Genomic DNA, 18642 nt, shown 5'->3' with positions numbered 1-18642 from the left:
TCCGCTAGAGCGGGCTCTTGGCCTGGGCGGACAGATTGACGATGGCCGCGTCCAGTTCTTCCAGCGCCGGACTGGAGGTCGGCGCGCCCTGCTTGAGCAGGGTTTCGCTGTGCTGGCAGGCGGCGCGGAGCTGGGGCACGCCGCAATAGCGGGTGGCGCCATGCAGGCGGTGGACGCGCTCGATGAGGGCGATGCGGTCACCGTCTTCGCGGGCCTGGCGAATGGCCTGACGGTCCGCCGCCAGGGAGGCGAGCAGCATGCTCAGGAGATCCTTGGCCAGATCCGGCTTGTTGGCCGCCAGGCGCAGGCCTTCGTCCGCATCCATCACCGCCAGCGTGGAAATGTCCTGGCCACCACTGTTGAGGCTGGTGACCTCGGGCGCCGAGCTGTGCAGCAGGCGCAGGCCGGTCCACTTGAGGATGACCTGGGCCAGCTGCCGATCGCTGATGGGCTTGGTGAGGTAGTCGTCCATGCCGCTCTGCAGCAGGGCGCGCTTCTCGTTGGCCATGGCGTGGGCGGTAAGGGCGACGATGGGCACCGGGGTGCCGCCTTCGCTGGCTTCCCAGTCGCGGATCGCCTCGGTGGCCTGGCGGCCGTCCATGCCGGGCATCTGCACGTCCATGAACACCAGATCGAAGCGCTCCTGCTGGACGGCTTCCACCGCCGCGTAGCCGCTCTCCACCGCGGTGACCTGGGCGCCGAGATCGGTCAGCAGGGTTTCCACCAGCAGCAGGTTGGCCGGGTTGTCGTCCACGCAGAGCAGCCGCGGCGGGCGGTCGGTGATGCCCAGGCCGCCGCTCTCGTTGCGTTGCGGGCGCTGGTTGAGCAGCTCGGCCACCGCCTGCTCGAGCTTACGGCTGCAGGCCGGCTTGGCGTGCAGCTGGCAATGGACATCGGGCAGGGAGGCGTGGAACACCGCCTGGTCGGTGGTGGGGCAATAGACCAGGGTATTGCAGTCCTGGCGACCCAGTTCCCAGATGCGCTCGGTGAGCAGATCCGGCGGAATGCTGCGGGCACTGACACCGAGCACCGCCAGGCTGACCGGCAGCTTGCCGGAGGCCGGGTGGGCGACCGCTTCGCTGAGCTGCTCCAGGGTCTCGAACGGCTCCACGCTCAGACCGCATTCTTCCAGCTGGTGCTGCAGTGCCTGGCGGGTGAGGGGGTGGGGCTCCACCAGGCCGACGCGGCGACCGGCCAGGGCGATGCGCTTGTGGCTCTCGACGCTGCCGTGGGCCTTGGGCAGGTTGAGGGTGATCCAGAATTCCGAGCCCTCGCCGGGAATGCTCTCCAGGCCGATCTCGCCCCCCATCTGCTCGATCAGGCGCTTGGAGATGACCAGGCCGAGTCCGGTGCCGCCGGCCTGCCGGGTCAGGGAGTTGTCGGCCTGGGAGAAGGCCTGGAACAGCATCTGCCGGTCTTCGTCGGTGAGGCCGACCCCGGTGTCCTGGACGCTGATGCGCAGCTGGGCATGGTCGTCGGTCTCTTCCTCGACCATGGCGCGCACGGCGATGGTGCCGGAATGGGTGAACTTGATGGCATTGCTCACCAGGTTGGTGAGCACCTGGCGCAGACGCTGCGGATCGCCGACCAGGTGGGTCGGTGTGTCGCGGTAGACCAGGCAGACCAGCTCCAGGTGCTTTTCATGGGCCGAGGGCGCCAGGATGGTCAGGGTGTCCTGGATCATGTCACGCAGGTTGAACGGCAGATTCTCCAGCACCAGCTTGCCGGCCTCGATCTTCGAGAAGTCGAGGATCTCGTTGATGATGCCCAGGAGGCTCTCGGCGGAATTCTGGATGGTGCTCAGGTAATCCTGCTGGCGCGGGGTCAGCTCGCTTTTCTGCATCAGGTTGGTGAAGCCGATGATGCCGTTGAGCGGGGTGCGAATCTCGTGGCTCATGTTGGCCAGGAATTCCGACTTGATGCGGCTGGCTTCCAGCGCCGCCTTGCGCGCCAGGTCCAGTTCGATGTTCTGGATCTCGATGGTTTCCAGATTCTGGCGGACGTCCTCGGTGGCCTGGTCGATGTTGTTCTGCATCTCGAACTGGGCGTTCTCCATGGCTTCGGCCATGCGGTTGATGCCGGTCGCCAGTTCGTCGAATTCGGGGCTGCCGAGCTGGGTCGGCAGGCGCGTCTCCAGGCGACCTTCCTGCAACTGGCTGACGCCGTGGGCGATCACCTGCAGGGGCCGGTTGATCCGGCGGCCCATGCGCACCGCGATGAAGGCGGTGAAGGCCAGGCCGAGCAGGATCAGCAGAAGGCCAGCCACCAGGTTGCGATAGCCGCGCAGCAGGGTGGCGTGATGGGAGAGTTCGAGCTGAATCCAGCCCAGGGTCTGGGGCGTGGCCGGACTGCCGTCGCTGCGGGTCAGGCGCAGATCATGGGTCTGCACCGGCAGGTTGAAGTGGGTGATGTCCAGCCCGGATCTCATGCTAATGGTCTGGTAGTCGCGCCCGGTGAGCTCCACGGTCATTGAGGGGCCGGCGTGGGCGAGGAGGTTGCCGTCGGCATCCAGAAAACTGATCGCCCGGACATCGGCCTGGTCGAGGGCGCGCTGGGCGATACGGTTGAGCTGGTCGTTGTCGCCGGTGCGCATGGCCGGGGCGATGAGTGGGGCCATCTGCTGGGCCACCAGCTGGCCATGCTCGATGAGCTGGCTGCGCATGTCGGACAGCTGCACCCAGCTGAAGTAGACCCCCAGCAGGGCCGCCATGCAGCAGGTCGGGAGGACGCTCAACAGCAGGATGCGCCCCTTGAGTCCCAATTCGTCCAGCACTGCGCGTCCCCCGAGGAAATTTGGCGAGTCTAACCCCTTTACCAAATGTAAAGAGAGTCTTTGCGAAAGGGGTCGCACCCCCTGGCGCGCCGATTCGCGAAAATCCGCGAAGGCTGCCACGGTCCCTGGCTGGGGTGCACAACCATTGACCCCATCGGCGGTCTGGTAGGGACTGCCGGTCGTTCCGGTGCGGTCGTGTTCGAGGAGATCCTTTGAAGAAGAGTTGCAGTCTGATGCTGGCGGGCGCCCTGTTGCTGGGAACCGGCTGGATGGCGTCGAGCCAGGCCCAGGAGCCGAAGAAGACCACCCTGGTGGAGCGGGGGTCGATGTACTACAGCTTCGAGACGCACCTGCTCGACTCGGCGGACGGCAAGCGTCGCTATCGGGTCTATATCGGCATTCCCAAGCAGCCGGCGCCGATGATGGGGTATCCCGCGCTGTTCCTGCTGGACGGCGATGCCGCCCTGGCGCAACTCCAGGACGTCTGGTTGTCCCCCCATAAACTGAAGAGTGCGCCGGTGCTGGTGGCCATCGGTTACGCCGATGCCGCGGACGCCATGCAGGAACGCACCTACGACTACACCCCGGCGGTGGGCAATGGCCGCACGCGCGACGACGTGCGCAAGGACTGGCCGGCGGGAGGCTCGCGGGCCTTTCTCGACCTGATCGAGCAGCGCATCAAGCCGCTGCTGACCCAGAGCGTGCCGGTGGACCCCAATCGCCAGACCCTCTGGGGCCATGGCTACGGCGGACTGTTCGTGCTCGACACCCTCTATCGGCAGCCGCAGGCCTTCCAGCGCTACGTGGCGAGCGATGTCGCCTATGGCTGGCAGCAGGGCTACATCCTCAAGCGGGCAGAGGAATTCCAGGGCGTGGGCGGCGCCCGGCCGGTACAGCTCTGGCTGTATTCCGGTACCGAGGACCTGACCCGCAAGGTCGCCCCCGATGCCGCCAGGCGACTGGCCGAGCGCCTGGGTGGACTGCCGGGGATGCAGGTGACCCCCCAGGTGCAGCCCAACCTGGGGCCGGAGGGCATTCTGTCGCTGAGCCTGCCCGCCGCCCTGGAGGTGGCCAGCGACGGCGCCGCCACCCGCCGGCCCTAGCCAAGCGCCGGATGGGTAGGGTCGGCGAGGCTTTGGGAGTATCATGGAAGGCTTTCACCCCTGGCGGAACGAGCTGATTCATGAGTCTGCACTATCCCACCATCGCCGATTGCATCGGTAACACGCCGCTGGTGCGCCTGCAGCGCCTGGCCGGCGACACCCGCAGTACCGTGCTGCTCAAGCTGGAAGGCAACAACCCGGCGGGTTCGGTCAAGGACCGCCCGGCGCTGTCGATGATCCGCCAGGCCGAGGCCCGTGGCGACATCCAGCCCGGCGATACCCTCATCGAGGCCACCTCCGGCAATACCGGGATCGCCCTGGCGATGGCCGCCGCCATCATGGGCTACCGCATGATCCTGATCATGCCTGACAACTCCAGCGCCGAGCGCAAGGCGGCCATGACCGCCTATGGCGCCGAGCTGATCCTGGTCAGTCGGGAAGACGGCATGGAAGGCGCGCGGGATCTGGCCACGCGCATGCAGGCCGAAGGCCGCGGCAAGGTGCTCGACCAATTCGGCAATGGCGACAATCCGGTGGCCCACTACCTGGGCACCGGGCCGGAGATCTGGCGCCAGACACATGGCAGCATCACCCATTTCGTCAGCTCCATGGGCACCACCGGGACCATCATGGGCACCTCGCGCTACCTCAAGGAGCAGAATCCCAAGGTGCAGATCGTCGGTCTGCAGCCGGAGGAGGGCGCGGCCATCCCCGGCATCCGCCGCTGGCCGGAGGCCTATCTGCCGAAGATCTACGAGGCCAGCCGCGTGGATCGCATCATCGACATGGGGCAGCAGGAGGCCGAAGACACCATGCGTCGCCTGGCGCGGGAAGAAGGCATCTTCTGCGGCGTGTCGTCCGGCGGTTCGGTGGCGGGCGCCCTGCGCATCGCCGGGGAAGTGGACAATGCGGTGATCGTCGCGATCATCTGTGACCGAGGCGATCGCTACCTGTCGACCGGCGTCTATGACGCGCGCTAAGCGAGGCGGCGGCGGGCTGCGCTTTCAACCAGCCGGTGGCGCCCGGGCGACCGGGGTACCGACCGGCAAGCGGCAGCTGCTGGGCATCGAGCGGCTGTCCCATGACGGGCGTGGCATCGCGCGCGAAGGCGGGCGGACCTGGTTCGTCGCCGGTGCCCTACCGGGCGAGCGGGTCGAGGCGCGGGTGCTCGGCGCCCGCAGTCAGGTGGTCGAGGCCCGTACCCTTCGGGTACTGGAGGCCAGTCCGTTGCGGCGTACACCGCCCTGCAGCGTGGCCGACCGCTGCGGCGGTTGCACCCTGCAGCACCTGCCCCATGCCGATCAGCTGACCCTAAAGCAGGAAGCCCTGGCCGAGCAATTCCGCCGTCTGGCCGGGGTGCAGCCGCTGGCCTGGGCCGCGCCCATGGTCGGTCCCGAATTCGGCTATCGCCGCCGCGCCCGCATCGCGGTGCGCTGGGACGAACGCCAGAGCCGCCTGGAAGTGGGCTTTCGCGCCGAGGCCAGCCAGGACATCGTCACCCCCGACGACTGCCTGGTACTGGTGCCGGAGCTGCAGCCATTGCTGCGCGCGCTGCCTGACCTGCTGAGCGGGCTGGAACAGCCCCAGGCGATCGGTCATGTGGAGCTCTTCCAGGGCACGGCAACGGCCATGATGGTGCGCCATACCCGGGCGCTGCTGCCGGGCGACCAGGCGCGCCTGCGCGACTTCTGCGCGGCGGCTGGCGTCCAGCTCTGGTGGCAGGGCAAGGGCGAGCCGCAGCCGGATCAGGCCGACGCCAGGCTGGGCTTCCGGCTGGCGTCCTGGGACCTGACCCTGGCCTATCAGCCGGGCGACTTCGTCCAGGTCAATGCCGCCATCAACGAGGCCATGGTCGCCCAGGCGCTGGACTGGCTGGCGCCGACGGCGGATGACCGGGTGCTCGATCTGTTCTCCGGGCTGGGCAACTTCGCCCTGCCGCTGGCGCGGCAGGCAGCGGCGGTTACCGGTATCGAAGGGGTCGCGGCGATGACATCCCGGGCAATACAAAATGCACGTGACAACGGCATCGGCAACGCGCACTTTCTACAGGTGGATCTGTCGAACCCGCTACCCGCCGATCTGGGCAGCCATTCGCTGGCCCTGCTGGATCCGCCGCGCGACGGTGCGCTGGAAGTGGTTCGGCAGCTCAGCGGCCTGGGTATCGGGCGGCTGGTCTACGTCTCCTGCAATCCGGCCACCCTGGCACGGGATGCCGGGGAGCTGGTCCGACAGGGCTATCGCATGACAAGAGCGGGCATTCTCGACATGTTCCCGCAGACCGCCCATGTGGAAGCCATGGTGCTGTTCGAAGCGGGCAGGATGCCCGGGTAACGACGGCTCGCCAACCGATGCGAGCCAATCCGGCGAGAAGGCTACGCCGTGAGGAAGGGGTAGATGGTACAGGTCAGAGCGCATCAGCCAGTCAACGTCGATGGCAGCATCAACCTCCACGCCTGGCTGGATCATATCCAGAGCGTGGATCCGAATCTCGATCGCGAGGCCTTGCTGGACGCCTGCGGCTTCGCCCGCACGGCGGAAGAGAATTCCGGCCAGGTGGAGCACACCTGGGCGGAGGGGACCTCCAGTTTCCATACCGGCCTGCAGATGGCGGAGATCCTGGCCGACCTCAAGCTGGATCAGGACAGCCTGATCGCCGCCATCGTCTACCGGGCGGTGCGCGAGGGCAAGGCGACCCTGGAGTCGGCGGCCGAGCATTTCGGGCCGGTGGTGGCCAAGCTGATCGAAGGCGTGCTGCGCATGGCGGCGATCAGCGAGAGTCTCAATCCGCGCAAGTCCATGGTGCTGGGCAGCCAGACCCAGGTCGACAACCTGCGCCGCATGCTGGTGGCCATGGTCGACGACGTGCGCGTGGCCCTGATCAAGCTGGCCGAGCGCACCTGCGCCATCCGCGCGGTCAAGAACGCCACCGAAGAGCGCCGCAACCGGGTGGCCCGTGAGGTCGCCGACATCTACGCGCCCCTGGCCCACCGGCTGGGCATCGGCCATATCAAGTGGGAGCTGGAGGACCTGTCCTTCCGCTACCTGGAGCCCCAGCAGTACAAGCAGATCGCGACCCTGCTGCATGAACGGCGGCTGGATCGCGAGCAATACATCGCCGACGTCATGCAGCAGCTGCGTGACGAACTCACCGCCACCGGCATCAAGTCCGACCTCAGCGGGCGCGCCAAGCACATCTATTCCATCTGGCGGAAGATGCAGCGCAAGGGCCTGGAGTTCAGCCAGATCTACGACGTGCGCGCCGTGCGGGTGCTGGTGCCCGAGGTGCGTGACTGCTATACCGCGCTGGGCATCGTGCATACCCTGTGGCGGCATATTGCCCGCGAGTTCGACGACTATATCGCCAATCCCAAGGAGAACGGCTACCGTTCCCTGCATACTGCGGTGATCGGTCCGGAGGGCAAGGTGCTGGAGGTGCAGATCCGCACCCATGCCATGCACGAAGAGGCCGAACTGGGCGTCTGCGCCCACTGGCGCTACAAGGGAACCGACGTCAAGTCGGCCTCCAACCACTACGAAGAAAAGATCTCCTGGCTGCGCCAGGTGCTGGAATGGCACGAGGAGCTGGGCGACATCGGCGGCTTGGCCGATCAGCTGCGGGTCGACATCGAGCCGGACCGGGTCTACGTCTTCACCCCCGACGGCCACGCCATCGACCTGCCCAAGGGCGCGACGCCGCTGGACTTCGCCTATCGGGTGCACACCGAGATCGGCCACAACTGCCGCGGGGCCAAGATCAACGGCCGCATCGTGCCGCTGAACTACCAGCTGCAGACCGGCGAGCAGGTGGAGATCATCACCGGCAAGCAGGGCTCGCCCAGCCGCGACTGGCTCAACCCCAACCTTGGCTACGTCAACACCTCGCGGGCCCGGGCCAAGATCGTCCACTGGTTCAAGTTCCAGGCGCGCGATCAGAACGTGGCCGCCGGCAAGGCCATGGTCGAGCGCGAGCTGTCGCGCCTGGCACTGCCGCCGGTGGACTTCAACACCCTGGCTGAGAAGGTCAACTACAAAGGTGCCGAGGACATGCTCGCGGCCCTGGGCGCCGGCGATCTGCGCCTTGCCCAGGTGATGCACGCCGCCCAGCAGCTGGTGGAGCCGGACAAGGGCCTCGACACCCTCGATCATTTGCCGCGCAAGCCCACCAACAAGCCGGGCAAGCGTGGCGATGTGCAGATCCAGGGGGTAGGCAACCTGCTCACCCAGATTGCCGGCTGCTGCCAGCCGGTGCCGGGCGATGCCATCGTCGGCTACATCACCCTCGGCCGTGGCGTGACCATCCACCGGCAGGATTGCGCCAACGCCCTGCAGCTGGCCAGTCGCGAGCCGGAGCGGACCATCCAGGTGAGCTGGGGCCCGGTGCCGGTGCAGACCTATCCGGTCGACATCGTGATCAAGGCCTTCGACCGCTCCGGTCTGCTGCGCGATGTCTCGCAGATCCTGCTCAACGAGCGGATCAACGTGCTGGCGGTGAATACCCGCTCCAATCGCGAGGAAAACACCGCCAATATGCTGCTGACCATCGAGATCCCCGGCCTGGACGCCCTCGGCCGCCTGCTCGGGCGCATCTCCCAGCTGCCCAACATCATCGAAGCCCGGCGCAATCGCGCTGCCTGAGAGATGTGACGACGACCCCACGAGGCGCCTCCTGGCGCCTCGTTCTTTTCCAGTAACAGGATTCATCCATGTACCAGCTCGACGATCTGCTGCACCTCATGGCCCGGTTGCGCGATCCGCAACACGGCTGCCCCTGGGATCTGCGCCAGGACTACGCCAGCATCGTGCCCCACACCCTGGAAGAGGCCTACGAGGTCGCCGACGCCATCGCCCGGCGGGATTTCCCGCAGGTGCGCGACGAGCTGGGCGATCTGCTGTTCCAGGTCATCTACTACAGCCAGCTGGGTCGCGAGGATGGCCATTTCGACTTCGCCCAGGTGGTCGATGGCATCACCCGCAAGCTGGTACGGCGCCATCCCCATGTCTTTCCCGACGGCGACCTGCATGGCCCGCTCGACCTGCCGCGACTGGACGAGGCGACCATCAAGCGCCGCTGGGAAGAAATCAAGGCCGAGGAGCGCGCGGAAAAGGCCGCGGCGCCGGAGCAGCTCTCGCTGCTGGATGACGTGCCGGCCGCGCTGCCGGCCCTGAGTCGGGCGGCCAAGCTGCAGAAGCGTGCGGCCAATGTCGGCTTCGACTGGGCCGACGCCATGCCGGTGGTGGCCAAGATCCAGGAGGAACTGGACGAGGTGCGCGAGGCCATGGCCAACGGCCAGGCTGCCCAGGTGGCGGAAGAGGTCGGCGATCTGCTGTTCGTGATGGTCAATCTGGCGAGGCACCTGCAGGTTGACGCCGAGGACGCCCTGCGCCAGGCCAACGCCAAGTTCGAGCGGCGCTTTCGCTATATCGAGGAAGGCCTGAACGCTCAGGGCAGAACGCCCCAGGAGGCCAGCCTGGAAGAGATGGATGCACTCTGGGACGCCGCCAAGGTGGCCGAGAAGGGTGCCGTCGGGCATTCGTTGCGGCGGGGGTAGGTCGATTCCGCTGGCTGGATTGCTTGATCGCGGTCATGGCGGTCCACTGATGTGGGCGCTCTTGCAAGCGCATCATTCCCCGTAGGAGCGGCCTATGGCCACGATAAAACGATTCGTAGTGTCGTCGCGTGGAAAAACGCGCAGCGTTTTTCGCTGGGAGTGACTGCCGGGGGCACCCTCACCCCAACGCTCTCCGGGAGGGAGAGGGGGCTGTCCGAGTGGGCGTTCATCTCCATCAGCCGCGGCAAGATCGCGATCAGCCGTAGCGTGGAAAACCGCATGGCGTTTTCCACGGGCAGGCCGCCTCGAAGGGTGGATAAGGCTGCGCCGTTATCCAGGCTACACGGCAGATCGCGGCCATGGGCCGTTCCTACTGGCCCCGGCCGCATCGGCGGGCCGCCATGGCCGTGAGGACCGATTCCTACGGCATCCTTTCCCAACCCGGCGACAGATCCGGCTGGTCGGCCAGGTGCGCCGGGCACTTGCCCTTGAGGTGCCAGGCGAAGGCGATGATCTCGGCCAGGGTGCGATAGAGCGCCTCGGGGATCTCGGCGCCCAGTTCCAGGCGCGCCAGGATGCGCACCAGGTCGGCGTTCTCGTAGATAGGCACCTCGTGCTCCCGGGCCGTGGCCAGGATGAGTTCGGCCAGTTCGGCATCGCCCTTGGCGGAGAGGATGGGGGCGCTGCTGCCGTCATAGGACAGCGCGATGGCCTGGCGGGCGGCGGTTGTACTCATGCGGTGTCGTCGATCCAGCGTTGTTCGAGGGTGGTGCGCGGATGGCGTGCGGGACGGCCCTGGCGGCTGCTGAGGTCGCCGACCACGAAGCCGGCCGCCAGCAGGCGTTCGCGCAGATGGGGCAATTCGGTATCGATCAGCGTCGCGGTGGCGCCTTTTTCCGCCCAGAATTCGCTCGACAGCCGGCCGCTGGCCAATTGCGCCCGCACCTGCAGCGGGCCCAGCGGCGCCAGGTCGAAGGCCAGTTCCACCTTCCACAGGCTGTCGCGGGCTTCACCACGGTTATCCGGCGGCGGTCGTTCTTCCTGGAAGCGCACCTGCACCGCGCCGAGGCGCTCGCCATCGCGCCAGGGAATCTCGGTCTGCCAGGTGGACAGGTAGTAGCCATCGGGCAGGACCTGGGTCTGGGCCAGGCTGGCCAGCTGGTGGGTCTGCAGGCGGGCGATGACGCCCGTGGCCAGTTGCAGTAATTCGTCGAGCTCGGCGTTGGCGGCACTGAGGCCGCGACCATCGCGTTCGCCCAGGGGAAAGTCCAGGGCGGTGGGCTGGCGACTGGCGGTGGCGGCGTCCCCCAGCGCCCGGCGCAAGGCATCGGGCAGATTCTGCTGGGCGGTCTGGATCGCGACCTGGGGATTGCGCAGGGCCTCGCCCGGCACGCTGGCCAGCAGGCGATCCACCAGGCGCAGCAGGTTGGCCTTGAAGTCCTCCTGGAGATCGGGACCGCCGCGATCCAGCAATTGCTGCTCCAGTTGCAGGCCACTGCGCGCCAGGGCGCGGGCCCAGCCCTGGGGCGTGCCCAGGGCCTCGGTGGTTTCCAGATTGGCCAGCAGGGACTTGAGCGCCGCGCCCACCGACGGTGGCAGCTCTGCCTCGGGGACGTCTTCCAGCCATTGCAGCAGGGCATTCATCGACAGCTGGCGCTGCCCCTGGCCCTGCAGTTGGCGATCGATGTCGAGCTGGTCGAGGCGCTGCGCCATGGGCAGCACCGTGACCTCCTGGCTGTCCTTGATCACCACGGTCAGCAGACTGCCCACCGGTACCGGGCGGGGTGATTCCAGCTTGAGCTGGCGACCTTCGAGACTGGAACTCAGGGCCTTGGCGATCACCTCGTAGGTGGGCGTCGCGCCAGGTGGCTGTTGCAGCAGGCTGCTCAGCACCCGCAATTGCAGGGTCGTGCCCACCGGCAGCTGGCGCAGATCCAGCTGCTGCAGCGGCGGCGGTGGTGCGTCGCCCTCCAGGCTCTGCAGCAGCACCGCCAGCTGGGTGGAGCCGAGGGTGCTCACCAGCAATTGGCTGCCCACCGGCAAGTTGTTGGTCGGACTCTGGGTGGTGAGCAGGACGCTGCCACCCTCGGCCAGCTGCAGTTGCAGCAGGAACTGGAAGCTCTGGCCGGCCGGACGGGTGGCGAGTACCTCGGCGGTCGCGGTACTGCCGGGCGGAATCAGGTCGTCGAGGGATTGCAGGGCCTGCAGGATCTGCGCCCCCGCGTCCGATGCCTGCGCCGCCGCGGCCCGGACGGGCAGGGCGGGCGTGACGCCGACGCTGGGTTGGATCGCGGAGATGGAAGTCATCGGGCAGGTCCGGTGGAATCGCCTGTGTATAATGGCGCGCCTTCAAGGGCGTGTGCCGGGTTAACGGCCAGCGCCCGACCGACTTTAGTGCCGTGAGATCCCCTGTCTTGAATCAGCCCCTGCTCGACGCCGTCGCGCTCCGTTGCGAACGGGGCGGTCGCCTGCTGTTCGACGACCTGAGTCTGAGCGTGGCGGCGGGCGAGTCGCTGCAGATCGGGGGCGTCAACGGCAGTGGCAAGACCAGCCTGCTGCGCATCCTGGCGGGACTGCTGCCGGCGGACGCGGGTAAGGTGCGCCGGCCCGCCACGGCCGAACTGCTTTGGCTGGGCCATGCGCCCGGCATCGCCGAGGGGCTGACGGCGGTGGAAAATCTCCACAGTCTGGCCAATCTGTGGCGCCCGACCACGAGTGAGGCCTGCCGGGTCGCCCTGGCAACGGTAGGCCTGGCCGACTGGGCGGACGAGCCCTGTGGGCAGTTGTCGGCCGGCCAGCGTCGCCGCGTTGCCCTGGCCCGGCTCCAGTTGCCCGAACCGCCGCGGCTCTGGCTGCTGGACGAACCCTTCACCGCCCTCGACGCCAGCACCTGCACGCAGCTGGAAGCGCGCCTGCGCGCCCATTGCGCAGCAGGCGGCGCCCTGGTACTGACCAGTCACCGCGAACTGGAGGTCGTCCCCGAAGGGCATCGGCTGCTCTGGCTGGACGGTGGCCGATGAGCGGCGCCTGGTTGGCCTTCCTCAGGCGCGAAGGGCGCCTGGCCTGTCGCCGTCCGGCGCTGTGGCTCACGCCCCTGGCCTTCCATGCCCTGGTGGTGACCCTCTTTCCCCTGGCGCTGGGCCCCGATAGCCAGCAGCTGGCCGCCCTGGCACCAGGCCTCCTGTGGATAGCACTGCTGCTGGCCTTGCTGCTCGGCCAGGAAGCCCTGTTTCGCAGCGACTGGCAGGATGGCTCGCTGGAGCTCTGGCTGCTGGCACCTCAGCCCCTGCCGCTGCTGGTACTGCTCAAGCTGCTGGTGCACTGGTGCTTCGCCGGCCTCGGCCTGGTGGCCCTGACGCCGCTGCTGGCGCTGATGCTGGGGTTGCCCGCCGCGGCCCTGCCGGCGACCCTGGCGGCCCTGACCCTGGGCAGTCTGGCCCTGACCCTGATCGGTGCCATAGGCGCGGCCCTCACCGTGGGCCTGGCCCGTGGCGGGCTGCTGCTGGCGCTGCTCAACCTGCCGCTGCAGATCCCGGTGCTGATCCTGGGCGCCAGCACCCTGGACGCGGCGCGTCTTGGCCTGCCGGTGACGGGGCTGCTGCTCTGGCTGGGTTGCCTGACTCTGCTGGCCCTGACCCTGGCGCCCCTGGCGGTCGCCGCCGGCCTGCGCATCGGCGCGGCCCAATGACGAGGACGACATGAACTGGACCTGGCTGCACCGCCTGGGCTCTCCCGCCATCTTCTATCGCCTGGCCGGCCGCCTGCAGGGACCCTGCCTGGCGCTGGCCGGGGTGCTGCTGGCCGTGGGTCTGGTGTGGGGGTTGTTCCTGGCCCCGCCGGACTACCAGCAGGGCGACAGCTTTCGCATCATCTATGTGCATGTGCCGGCCGCCTTTCTGGCGCAGTCCTGCTATCTGCTGCTGGCGGTCGCCGGAGCCATCGGCCTGGTCTGGCGTCTCAAGCTGGCTGACGTGGCCCTGCGCGCGGCCGCGCCGATCGGCGCCTGGATGACGGTGATCGCCCTGGCCACGGGGTCGCTGTGGGGCATTCCCACCTGGGGCACCTGGTGGATCTGGGACGCCCGGCTCACCGCGATGCTGGTGCTGCTGTTTCTCTATCTGGGCGTGATCGCCCTGGGGCAGGCCATCGAGCATCGCGAGAGCGCCGCCCGTGCCTGCGCCATCCTGGCCCTGGTGGGCTCGGTCAATCTGCCGATCATCAAGTATTCGGTGGAGTGGTGGAGCACCCTGCACCAGCCGGCCACCTTCAGCCTGGTGGCGCGGCCACCGATGCCCGCCGCCATGTGGCTGCCACTGCTGGTGATGGTGCTGGCGTTCTATCTGTTCTTCGCTGGCGTCTTGCTGCAGCGGATGCGCCTGGAGGTGCTCAGGCGCGAGTGGCGCAGTCGCTGGGTACGCCTGGAACTGGGCGAGGAGGGCGCGTGAGCGGAGTGGAATGGGTGCAGGTCCTGGGCATGGGCCGCCACGGCCTCTATGTCTGGCCGGCCTTCGGCCTGACCCTGGTCATCCTCGGCGGTCTGCTGCTGCACGGCTGGCAGGCGCGTCGCCGACTGCAGCGGGCCTTGCGCCAGCGCTGGCGGCGGGAGCGGCGGCCATGAATCCGGTCCGCCGTCGACGGCTGCTGTGGATCCTGCTGCTGTTGCTGGGCGTAGGGGGCGCGGCGGCGCTGGCCCTCAGCGCCCTGCAGCAGAACATCAACCTCTTCTATACCCCGAGCCAGATCGCCCGAGGCGAGGCGCCGCCCGCTACCCGCATCCGCGCCGGCGGCATGGTGGAGAAGGGCAGCCTGGTGCGCGCCGCGGATTCCCTGGCGGTGACCTTCGTCATCACCGACTTCCAGCAGGAGGTGCGGGTGAACTATGCCGGCATCCTGCCGGATCTGTTCCGCGAAGGGCAGGGCGTGGTGGCCCTGGGCCGCCTCGACGACCAGGGGCGTCTGGTCGCCGATCAGATCCTCGCCAAGCACGACGAGAAATACATGCCGCCCGAGGTGAGCCAGGCGTTGCGCCAGGCCGGGCGACCGCTGGACGGCGCGAGGCCGACGCCATGATCCCGGAACTCGGGCAACTCTGCCTGCTGCTGGCGCTCATCATGGCCCTGGTGCAGGGCACCCTGCCACTGCTGGGCGCCTGGCGCGGCCAGGCCGACTGGATGCGCCTGGCGCGCCCGGCCGCCCTCGGCCAGTGGCTGTTCCTGGCACTGGCCTTCGCCGCCCTGACCTGGGCCTTTCTGCAGGACGACTTCTCGGTGGCCTATGTGGCGGCCAACTCCAACAGTCGCCTGCCCTGGTACTACAAGGTCAGCGCCACCTGGGGTGCCCACGAGGGGTCCCTGCTGCTGTGGGCGCTGATCCTGGCGGGCTGGAGTCTGGCGGTGGCGTGCTGTTCGCGGTCCTTGCCCCAGGCCCTGCTGGCGCGGGTGCTGGGCATCCTCGGGCTGGTGGCCACGGGATTCCTGACCTTCCTGGTGGCCACTTCCAATCCCTTCGCGCGCCTGCTGCCGCAATTTCCGCGGGAGGGCAACGACCTCAATCCGCTGCTGCAGGACCCGGGGCTCATCCTGCATCCGCCCATGCTCTACATGGGCTATGTCGGTTTCTCGGTGGCCTTCGCCTTCGCCCTGGCGGCTTTGCTGGAAGGACGCTTGGACGCCGCCTGGGCGCGCTGGGCCCGGCCCTGGACGCTGCTGGCCTGGGCCTTGCTCGGCTGCGGCATCGTACTGGGCTCCTGGTGGGCCTACTACGAGCTGGGCTGGGGCGGCTGGTGGTTCTGGGATCCGGTGGAAAACGCCTCCTTCATGCCCTGGCTGGTGGGCACGGCGCTCCTGCACTCCCTGGCGGTGACCGAGAAGCGCGGTCTGTTCAAGGGCTGGACGGTGCTGCTGGCCATCGCCGCCTTTTCGCTCAGCCTGCTGGGGACCTTTCTGGTGCGCTCGGGGGTGCTGACCTCGGTGCATGCCTTCGCCAGCGATCCCACCCGCGGCGTCTTCATCCTGGCCTTCCTGCTGCTGGTGGTCGGCGGCTCCCTGGCGCTGTTCGCCTGGCGCGCGCCGGCGCTCGGCGGCTCGGCGGCCTTCAGCCTGGCCTCCCGCGAGGCGCTGCTGGTGGTCAACAATCTGATCCTGGTGACCGCCGCCGCCACGGTCCTGCTCGGTACTCTCTATCCCTTGATCATCGACAGCCTGACCGGGGCCAAGCTGTCGGTGGGGCCGCCCTATTTCAACCTGCTGTTCGTGCCGCTGATGGCGCTGCTGATGCTGGCCCTGGGCGTCGGGGTGCTGGTGCGCTGGAAAAGCAGCCCGGGGCGCTGGCTGGTGCGCCTGCTGGCGCCCGTCCTGCTGGCTTGCGCCGTCCTGGCGGGGCTGGCCGGCTGGTGGCTGGACCGGCCCAGGGCGGCGATCCTGGCGGTGCTGGCGCTGGCGGCCTGGATCCTGCTGACCACGCTGCGCGACGTGCTGGGCAAGGTGGTGGCGCTGGGCTGGCGCCGCGGCCTGCGCGGTCAGCCACGCAGCTACTGGGGCATGCACCTGGCCCACCTGGGGCTGGCGGTGCTGGCCCTGGGGGTGGTGCTGGCCAGTCAGTTGGATGTGCAACGCGATCTGCGCCTGGCGCCGGGCGAGCACGTCGAACTCCAGGGCTATCGCTTCGGCTTCGCCGGCACCCAGCATTACGAGGGGCCTAACTTCACCGCCGAACGCGCCCTGCTGCAGGTCGAGCGCGAGGGGCGGGTGGTCGCCCTGCTGACCCCGGAAAAACGCCGCTATCTGGCCAGCGGCGCGGTGATGACCGAAGCCGCCATCGACGCCGGCCTGAGCCGCGATCTCTATGTGGCCCTCGGCGAGCCACTGGGGCAGGGCGCCTGGGCCGTGCGCCTGCAGATCAAACCCTTCGTCCGACTGATCTGGCTCGGTGGCCTGCTCACCGCCCTGGGTGGCCTGCTGGCCCTGGCCGATCCGCGCTATCGCCGCCGGCGATCCTCTTCCCCTGCCGCTGCCGCGGAGTCCGCCTGATGCGTCGTCGCCTGTTGCTCTGCCTGCCACTGCTGGCCTTCCTGGTGCTGGCCGGCTTGCTCTTTCGCGGACTCTATCGCGATCCCCAGGCCCTGCCGTCGGCGCTGGTCGGCCAGCCGTTTCCGGCGTTCTCGCTGCCGGGCGTACAGGACCAACGACTGTTCACCCGGGAGGATCTGCTCGGCCGCCCGGCGCTGGTCAATGTCTGGGGCACCTGGTGCGTAGCCTGCCGGGAAGAGCATCCGGTGCTCACTCGCCTCAAGGCCGAGGGCGTGGTGATCCATGGCGTCAACTACAAAGACGACCAGGCCAGCGCCCGCCGCTGGCTGGCGGAATTCCACGATCCCTACCAGCTCGATATCCGTGACGACGAAGGGCGGCTGGGGCTGGACCTGGGTGTCTATGGCGCGCCGGAGACCTTTCTCATCGATGCCCGCGGCGTGGTGCGCTATCGCCATGTCGGGGTAATCGATCAGCGTGTCTGGGACACCGACCTCGGGCCGCGCTACCGGGCCCTGGTGGCGACGCCATGAGGGTCGGCTGGCTGCTGCTGTTGCTGGTCTGGTCGACCCTGAGCCACGCGGCCATCGACCCCTATGGCTTTCGCGACGACGCCGAACGCGCGCGCTTCCAGGCGCTGACCCGCGAATTGCGCTGTCCCAAGTGCCAGAACCAGGACCTGGCCGATTCCAATGCGCCCATCGCCGGCGATCTGCGCCGCGAGATCCAGCGCCTGATGGCGGCCGGGCAGAACGATGACGAGATCGTCGCCCACCTGGAGCAGCGCTATGGCGAATTCATCCGCTATCGGCCGCCCTTCGAGGGTCGCACCCTGCTGCTCTGGCTGCTGCCAGGCCTGGGTCTGCTGGGTGGCGCCGGGCTGCTGCTGGTCCTGACGCGCCGCCGCCGCCCGGAGCAGACGCTGAGCGACGCCGAACGCCAGCGACTGGCCGCGCTGCAGGCCGAGGAGGAGGAGCCAGGATGCTGACCTTCTGGGGGCTGGCGGGACTGCTGCTGATCCTGGCGGTGCTGATCCTGCTCGTGCCGCTGCTGCGCGGTGGACGCGTCCTGGCGGACCAGCGGGCGGTGCTCAATCGCTCGCTCTATCAGGAACGCCTGGCCGATGCCCGGGCGCGGGCCGCACGGGGGGAACTGGACACCCAGGCGCTGGCGCTGGCCGAAGCCGAGGCGGGCCGCAGCCTGCTCGCCGACAGTCCGGTTGAGGGCTCTTCGCCGCCGCGCTACGGCCGGCGCCTGGGTATCGCGGTCGCCCTGGGCGGCCCGGCCCTGGCCCTGGGGCTCTATCTGCTGCTCGGCGCCTGGCCGGCGCTGCAGCTGAGCCAGCGCCTCGCCGCGGCGCCGGCTTCGCCCCAGGCGCTGCTGGCCGACCTGCAAGCGGCGACGCGACTGCAACCCCAGGCGACCGACAACTGGTATCTGCTGGCACGGGCCTATGCCGGCCTGGGTCGCTACCAGGATGCCGTGGCCGCCTTCGAGCAGGTCATCCAGCGCGATGGCCGGCGCGCGGAAGTCCTCGGGCAACTGGCCCAGGCCCGTTTCTTCGCCGCAGGGCGTCAGCTGGATGCGCGCACCCAGGCCCTGGCCGACGAAGCCCTGGCCGCCAATCCTGGCGAGCCCACCACCCTGGGTCTGCTGGGCATGGCCGCCTACGAACGAGGAGCCTACGCCAAGGCGGCCGGCTACTGGCAGCGCCTGGTCGCCGTGCTGCCACCAGGGGATCCCCTGCGCGACACCCTCGCCCAAGGCGTCGCCCGGGCGGAGACGGCGGCGCGGGCCGCCGGTCAGGCGCTGACCACGCCCGGGCTGGACGTGGAGGTCAGTCTGGCGCCCGCGGTGGCGCAACGGGTGCGGCCCGAGGACAGTGTCTTCGTGCTGGCGCTGGCGGTGGATCAACCCGGCCCACCGCTGGCGGTGCGGCGGCTGAGTGTTGCCGATCTGCCCCGCCGGGTGCGGCTGGATGACCGCGACGCCATGCTTCCCCAGCGCAAGCTGTCCGACCATCGACAGATCCGACCGGTCGTGGTGATCGCCCGGGGCGGCGATCCGCTCAAGGGGGACTGGCGGCATGAGGGAACGCCACTGGAGCTCTCTTCTAGTGCGTTCAGCCTATTGCGCGTGGAAGCCGCTGATGCCATCGCGCCATGATCGGGCGGAATCTTGATATGCGG

At 68.5% G+C, this 18642-nt stretch carries 17 protein-coding genes; 14 read left to right on the top strand and 3 right to left on the bottom strand.

Annotated features, from left to right (window positions below):
* Nucleotides 1-4: 4 nt before the first annotated feature.
* Nucleotides 5-2773: a response regulator gene (locus QE444_RS17220; RefSeq protein ID WP_133861116.1), complete on the bottom strand. Its 2769-nt coding sequence runs from the start codon at nt 2771-2773 to the stop codon at nt 5-7.
* A gap of 212 nt (nt 2774-2985) precedes the next feature.
* On the opposite strand from QE444_RS17220, the gene QE444_RS17215 reads away from it, so the two are divergent.
* The 5 genes from QE444_RS17215 (at nt 2986) to mazG (ending at nt 9425) form a co-directional block, all read left to right on the top strand.
* Nucleotides 2986-3876 carry an alpha/beta hydrolase gene (locus tag QE444_RS17215; RefSeq protein WP_178118384.1) on the top strand — a complete coding sequence of 297 codons (891 nt, stop codon included), beginning with the start codon at nt 2986-2988 and terminating at the stop codon, nt 3874-3876.
* A gap of 80 nt (nt 3877-3956) precedes the next feature.
* Nucleotides 3957-4856, top strand: coding sequence for a cysteine synthase CysM (gene cysM / locus QE444_RS17210; RefSeq protein WP_309740265.1), 900 nt, complete (start codon nt 3957-3959; stop codon nt 4854-4856).
* Nucleotides 4843-6207, top strand: a complete 1365-nt coding sequence (gene rlmD, locus QE444_RS17205; protein ID WP_309740263.1) for a 23S rRNA (uracil(1939)-C(5))-methyltransferase RlmD — start codon at nt 4843-4845, stop codon at nt 6205-6207. The genes cysM and rlmD overlap by 14 nt, the downstream gene beginning before the upstream one ends.
* Nucleotides 6208-6270: 63 nt before the next feature.
* Nucleotides 6271-8511 (top strand): GTP diphosphokinase, encoded by a 2241-nt coding sequence (relA, locus tag QE444_RS17200; RefSeq protein WP_208691702.1) that lies wholly within the window; start codon nt 6271-6273, stop codon nt 8509-8511.
* 68 nt (nt 8512-8579) lie between these two features.
* On the top strand, nt 8580-9425 hold the full coding sequence (mazG, locus tag QE444_RS17195) for a nucleoside triphosphate pyrophosphohydrolase (RefSeq protein ID WP_309740260.1): 846 nt from the start codon (nt 8580-8582) through the stop codon (nt 9423-9425).
* A 421-nt stretch (nt 9426-9846) separates the two neighbouring features.
* Here mazG and QE444_RS17190 read toward each other — a convergent pair whose 3' ends face one another.
* Both QE444_RS17190 and QE444_RS17185 read right to left on the bottom strand, forming a co-directional pair.
* Nucleotides 9847-10161: an EscU/YscU/HrcU family type III secretion system export apparatus switch protein gene (locus QE444_RS17190; RefSeq protein WP_133861112.1), complete on the bottom strand. Its 315-nt coding sequence runs from the start codon at nt 10159-10161 to the stop codon at nt 9847-9849.
* Nucleotides 10158-11732, bottom strand: a complete 1575-nt coding sequence (locus tag QE444_RS17185) for a flagellar hook-length control protein FliK (RefSeq protein WP_309740256.1) — start codon at nt 11730-11732, stop codon at nt 10158-10160. The genes QE444_RS17190 and QE444_RS17185 overlap by 4 nt, the downstream gene beginning before the upstream one ends.
* A gap of 107 nt (nt 11733-11839) precedes the next feature.
* Between QE444_RS17185 and ccmA the strand changes: the two genes are divergently transcribed.
* From ccmA to ccmI, 9 genes are read left to right on the top strand one after another with little or no spacing between them, the layout of a single operon-like run.
* The gene (ccmA, locus tag QE444_RS17180; RefSeq protein WP_309740254.1) at nt 11840-12445 is read left to right on the top strand and encodes a cytochrome c biogenesis heme-transporting ATPase CcmA; all 606 of its coding nucleotides are present in this window, start codon (nt 11840-11842) and stop codon (nt 12443-12445) included.
* Nucleotides 12442-13113 carry a heme exporter protein CcmB gene (gene ccmB / locus QE444_RS17175; protein ID WP_187979696.1) on the top strand — a complete coding sequence of 224 codons (672 nt, stop codon included), beginning with the start codon at nt 12442-12444 and terminating at the stop codon, nt 13111-13113. Before ccmA ends, ccmB begins: the two co-directional genes overlap by 4 nt.
* Before the next feature lie 10 nt (nt 13114-13123).
* Nucleotides 13124-13870, top strand: a complete 747-nt coding sequence (locus QE444_RS17170) for a heme ABC transporter permease (protein WP_309740250.1) — start codon at nt 13124-13126, stop codon at nt 13868-13870.
* Complete coding sequence (gene ccmD, locus QE444_RS17165) at nt 13867-14043, top strand: heme exporter protein CcmD (RefSeq protein ID WP_309740248.1); 177 nt, start codon at nt 13867-13869, stop codon at nt 14041-14043. The genes QE444_RS17170 and ccmD overlap by 4 nt, the downstream gene beginning before the upstream one ends.
* Entirely contained in the window at nt 14040-14495 is a 456-nt protein-coding gene (gene ccmE, locus QE444_RS17160) for a cytochrome c maturation protein CcmE (protein WP_133861106.1), read from the top strand. Before ccmD ends, ccmE begins: the two co-directional genes overlap by 4 nt.
* The gene (locus QE444_RS17155; RefSeq protein ID WP_309740245.1) at nt 14492-16453 is read left to right on the top strand and encodes a heme lyase CcmF/NrfE family subunit; all 1962 of its coding nucleotides are present in this window, start codon (nt 14492-14494) and stop codon (nt 16451-16453) included. The genes ccmE and QE444_RS17155 overlap by 4 nt, the downstream gene beginning before the upstream one ends.
* A complete protein-coding gene (locus QE444_RS17150; RefSeq protein ID WP_280306390.1) occupies nt 16453-16986 on the top strand; it encodes a DsbE family thiol:disulfide interchange protein in 534 nt (177 codons plus the stop codon). The genes QE444_RS17155 and QE444_RS17150 overlap by 1 nt, the downstream gene beginning before the upstream one ends.
* A complete protein-coding gene (locus QE444_RS17145; RefSeq protein WP_133861103.1) occupies nt 16983-17441 on the top strand; it encodes a cytochrome c-type biogenesis protein in 459 nt (152 codons plus the stop codon). The genes QE444_RS17150 and QE444_RS17145 overlap by 4 nt, the downstream gene beginning before the upstream one ends.
* Nucleotides 17435-18619, top strand: coding sequence for a c-type cytochrome biogenesis protein CcmI (ccmI, locus tag QE444_RS17140; protein WP_309740240.1), 1185 nt, complete (start codon nt 17435-17437; stop codon nt 18617-18619). Before QE444_RS17145 ends, ccmI begins: the two co-directional genes overlap by 7 nt.
* The last annotated feature ends 23 nt before the right edge of the window (nt 18620-18642 follow it).

The organism is Pseudomonas sp. SORGH_AS_0199, assembly GCF_031453735.1.
GTDB lineage: Bacteria > Pseudomonadota > Gammaproteobacteria > Pseudomonadales > Pseudomonadaceae > Chryseomonas > Chryseomonas aestiva.
Note: the sequence above shows the minus strand (reverse complement) of the source record. Positions and strands in the feature narration are given on the sequence as shown.

Coding starts and splice junctions, on each gene's coding strand:
- QE444_RS17185 (WP_309740256.1), bottom strand. CDS start 11,732: ATGACTTCCATCTCCGCGATCCAACCCAGCGTCGGCGTCACGCCCGCC.
- ccmB (WP_187979696.1), top strand. CDS start 12,442: ATGAGCGGCGCCTGGTTGGCCTTCCTCAGGCGCGAAGGGCGCCTGGCC.
- relA (WP_208691702.1), top strand. CDS start 6,271: ATGGTACAGGTCAGAGCGCATCAGCCAGTCAACGTCGATGGCAGCATC.
- QE444_RS17155 (WP_309740245.1), top strand. CDS start 14,492: ATGATCCCGGAACTCGGGCAACTCTGCCTGCTGCTGGCGCTCATCATG.
- ccmI (WP_309740240.1), top strand. CDS start 17,435: ATGCTGACCTTCTGGGGGCTGGCGGGACTGCTGCTGATCCTGGCGGTG.
- QE444_RS17190 (WP_133861112.1), bottom strand. CDS start 10,161: ATGAGTACAACCGCCGCCCGCCAGGCCATCGCGCTGTCCTATGACGGC.
- mazG (WP_309740260.1), top strand. CDS start 8,580: ATGTACCAGCTCGACGATCTGCTGCACCTCATGGCCCGGTTGCGCGAT.
- QE444_RS17150 (WP_280306390.1), top strand. CDS start 16,453: ATGCGTCGTCGCCTGTTGCTCTGCCTGCCACTGCTGGCCTTCCTGGTG.
- rlmD (WP_309740263.1), top strand. CDS start 4,843: ATGACGCGCGCTAAGCGAGGCGGCGGCGGGCTGCGCTTTCAACCAGCC.
- QE444_RS17145 (WP_133861103.1), top strand. CDS start 16,983: ATGAGGGTCGGCTGGCTGCTGCTGTTGCTGGTCTGGTCGACCCTGAGC.
- QE444_RS17170 (WP_309740250.1), top strand. CDS start 13,124: ATGAACTGGACCTGGCTGCACCGCCTGGGCTCTCCCGCCATCTTCTAT.
- ccmE (WP_133861106.1), top strand. CDS start 14,040: ATGAATCCGGTCCGCCGTCGACGGCTGCTGTGGATCCTGCTGCTGTTG.
- cysM (WP_309740265.1), top strand. CDS start 3,957: ATGAGTCTGCACTATCCCACCATCGCCGATTGCATCGGTAACACGCCG.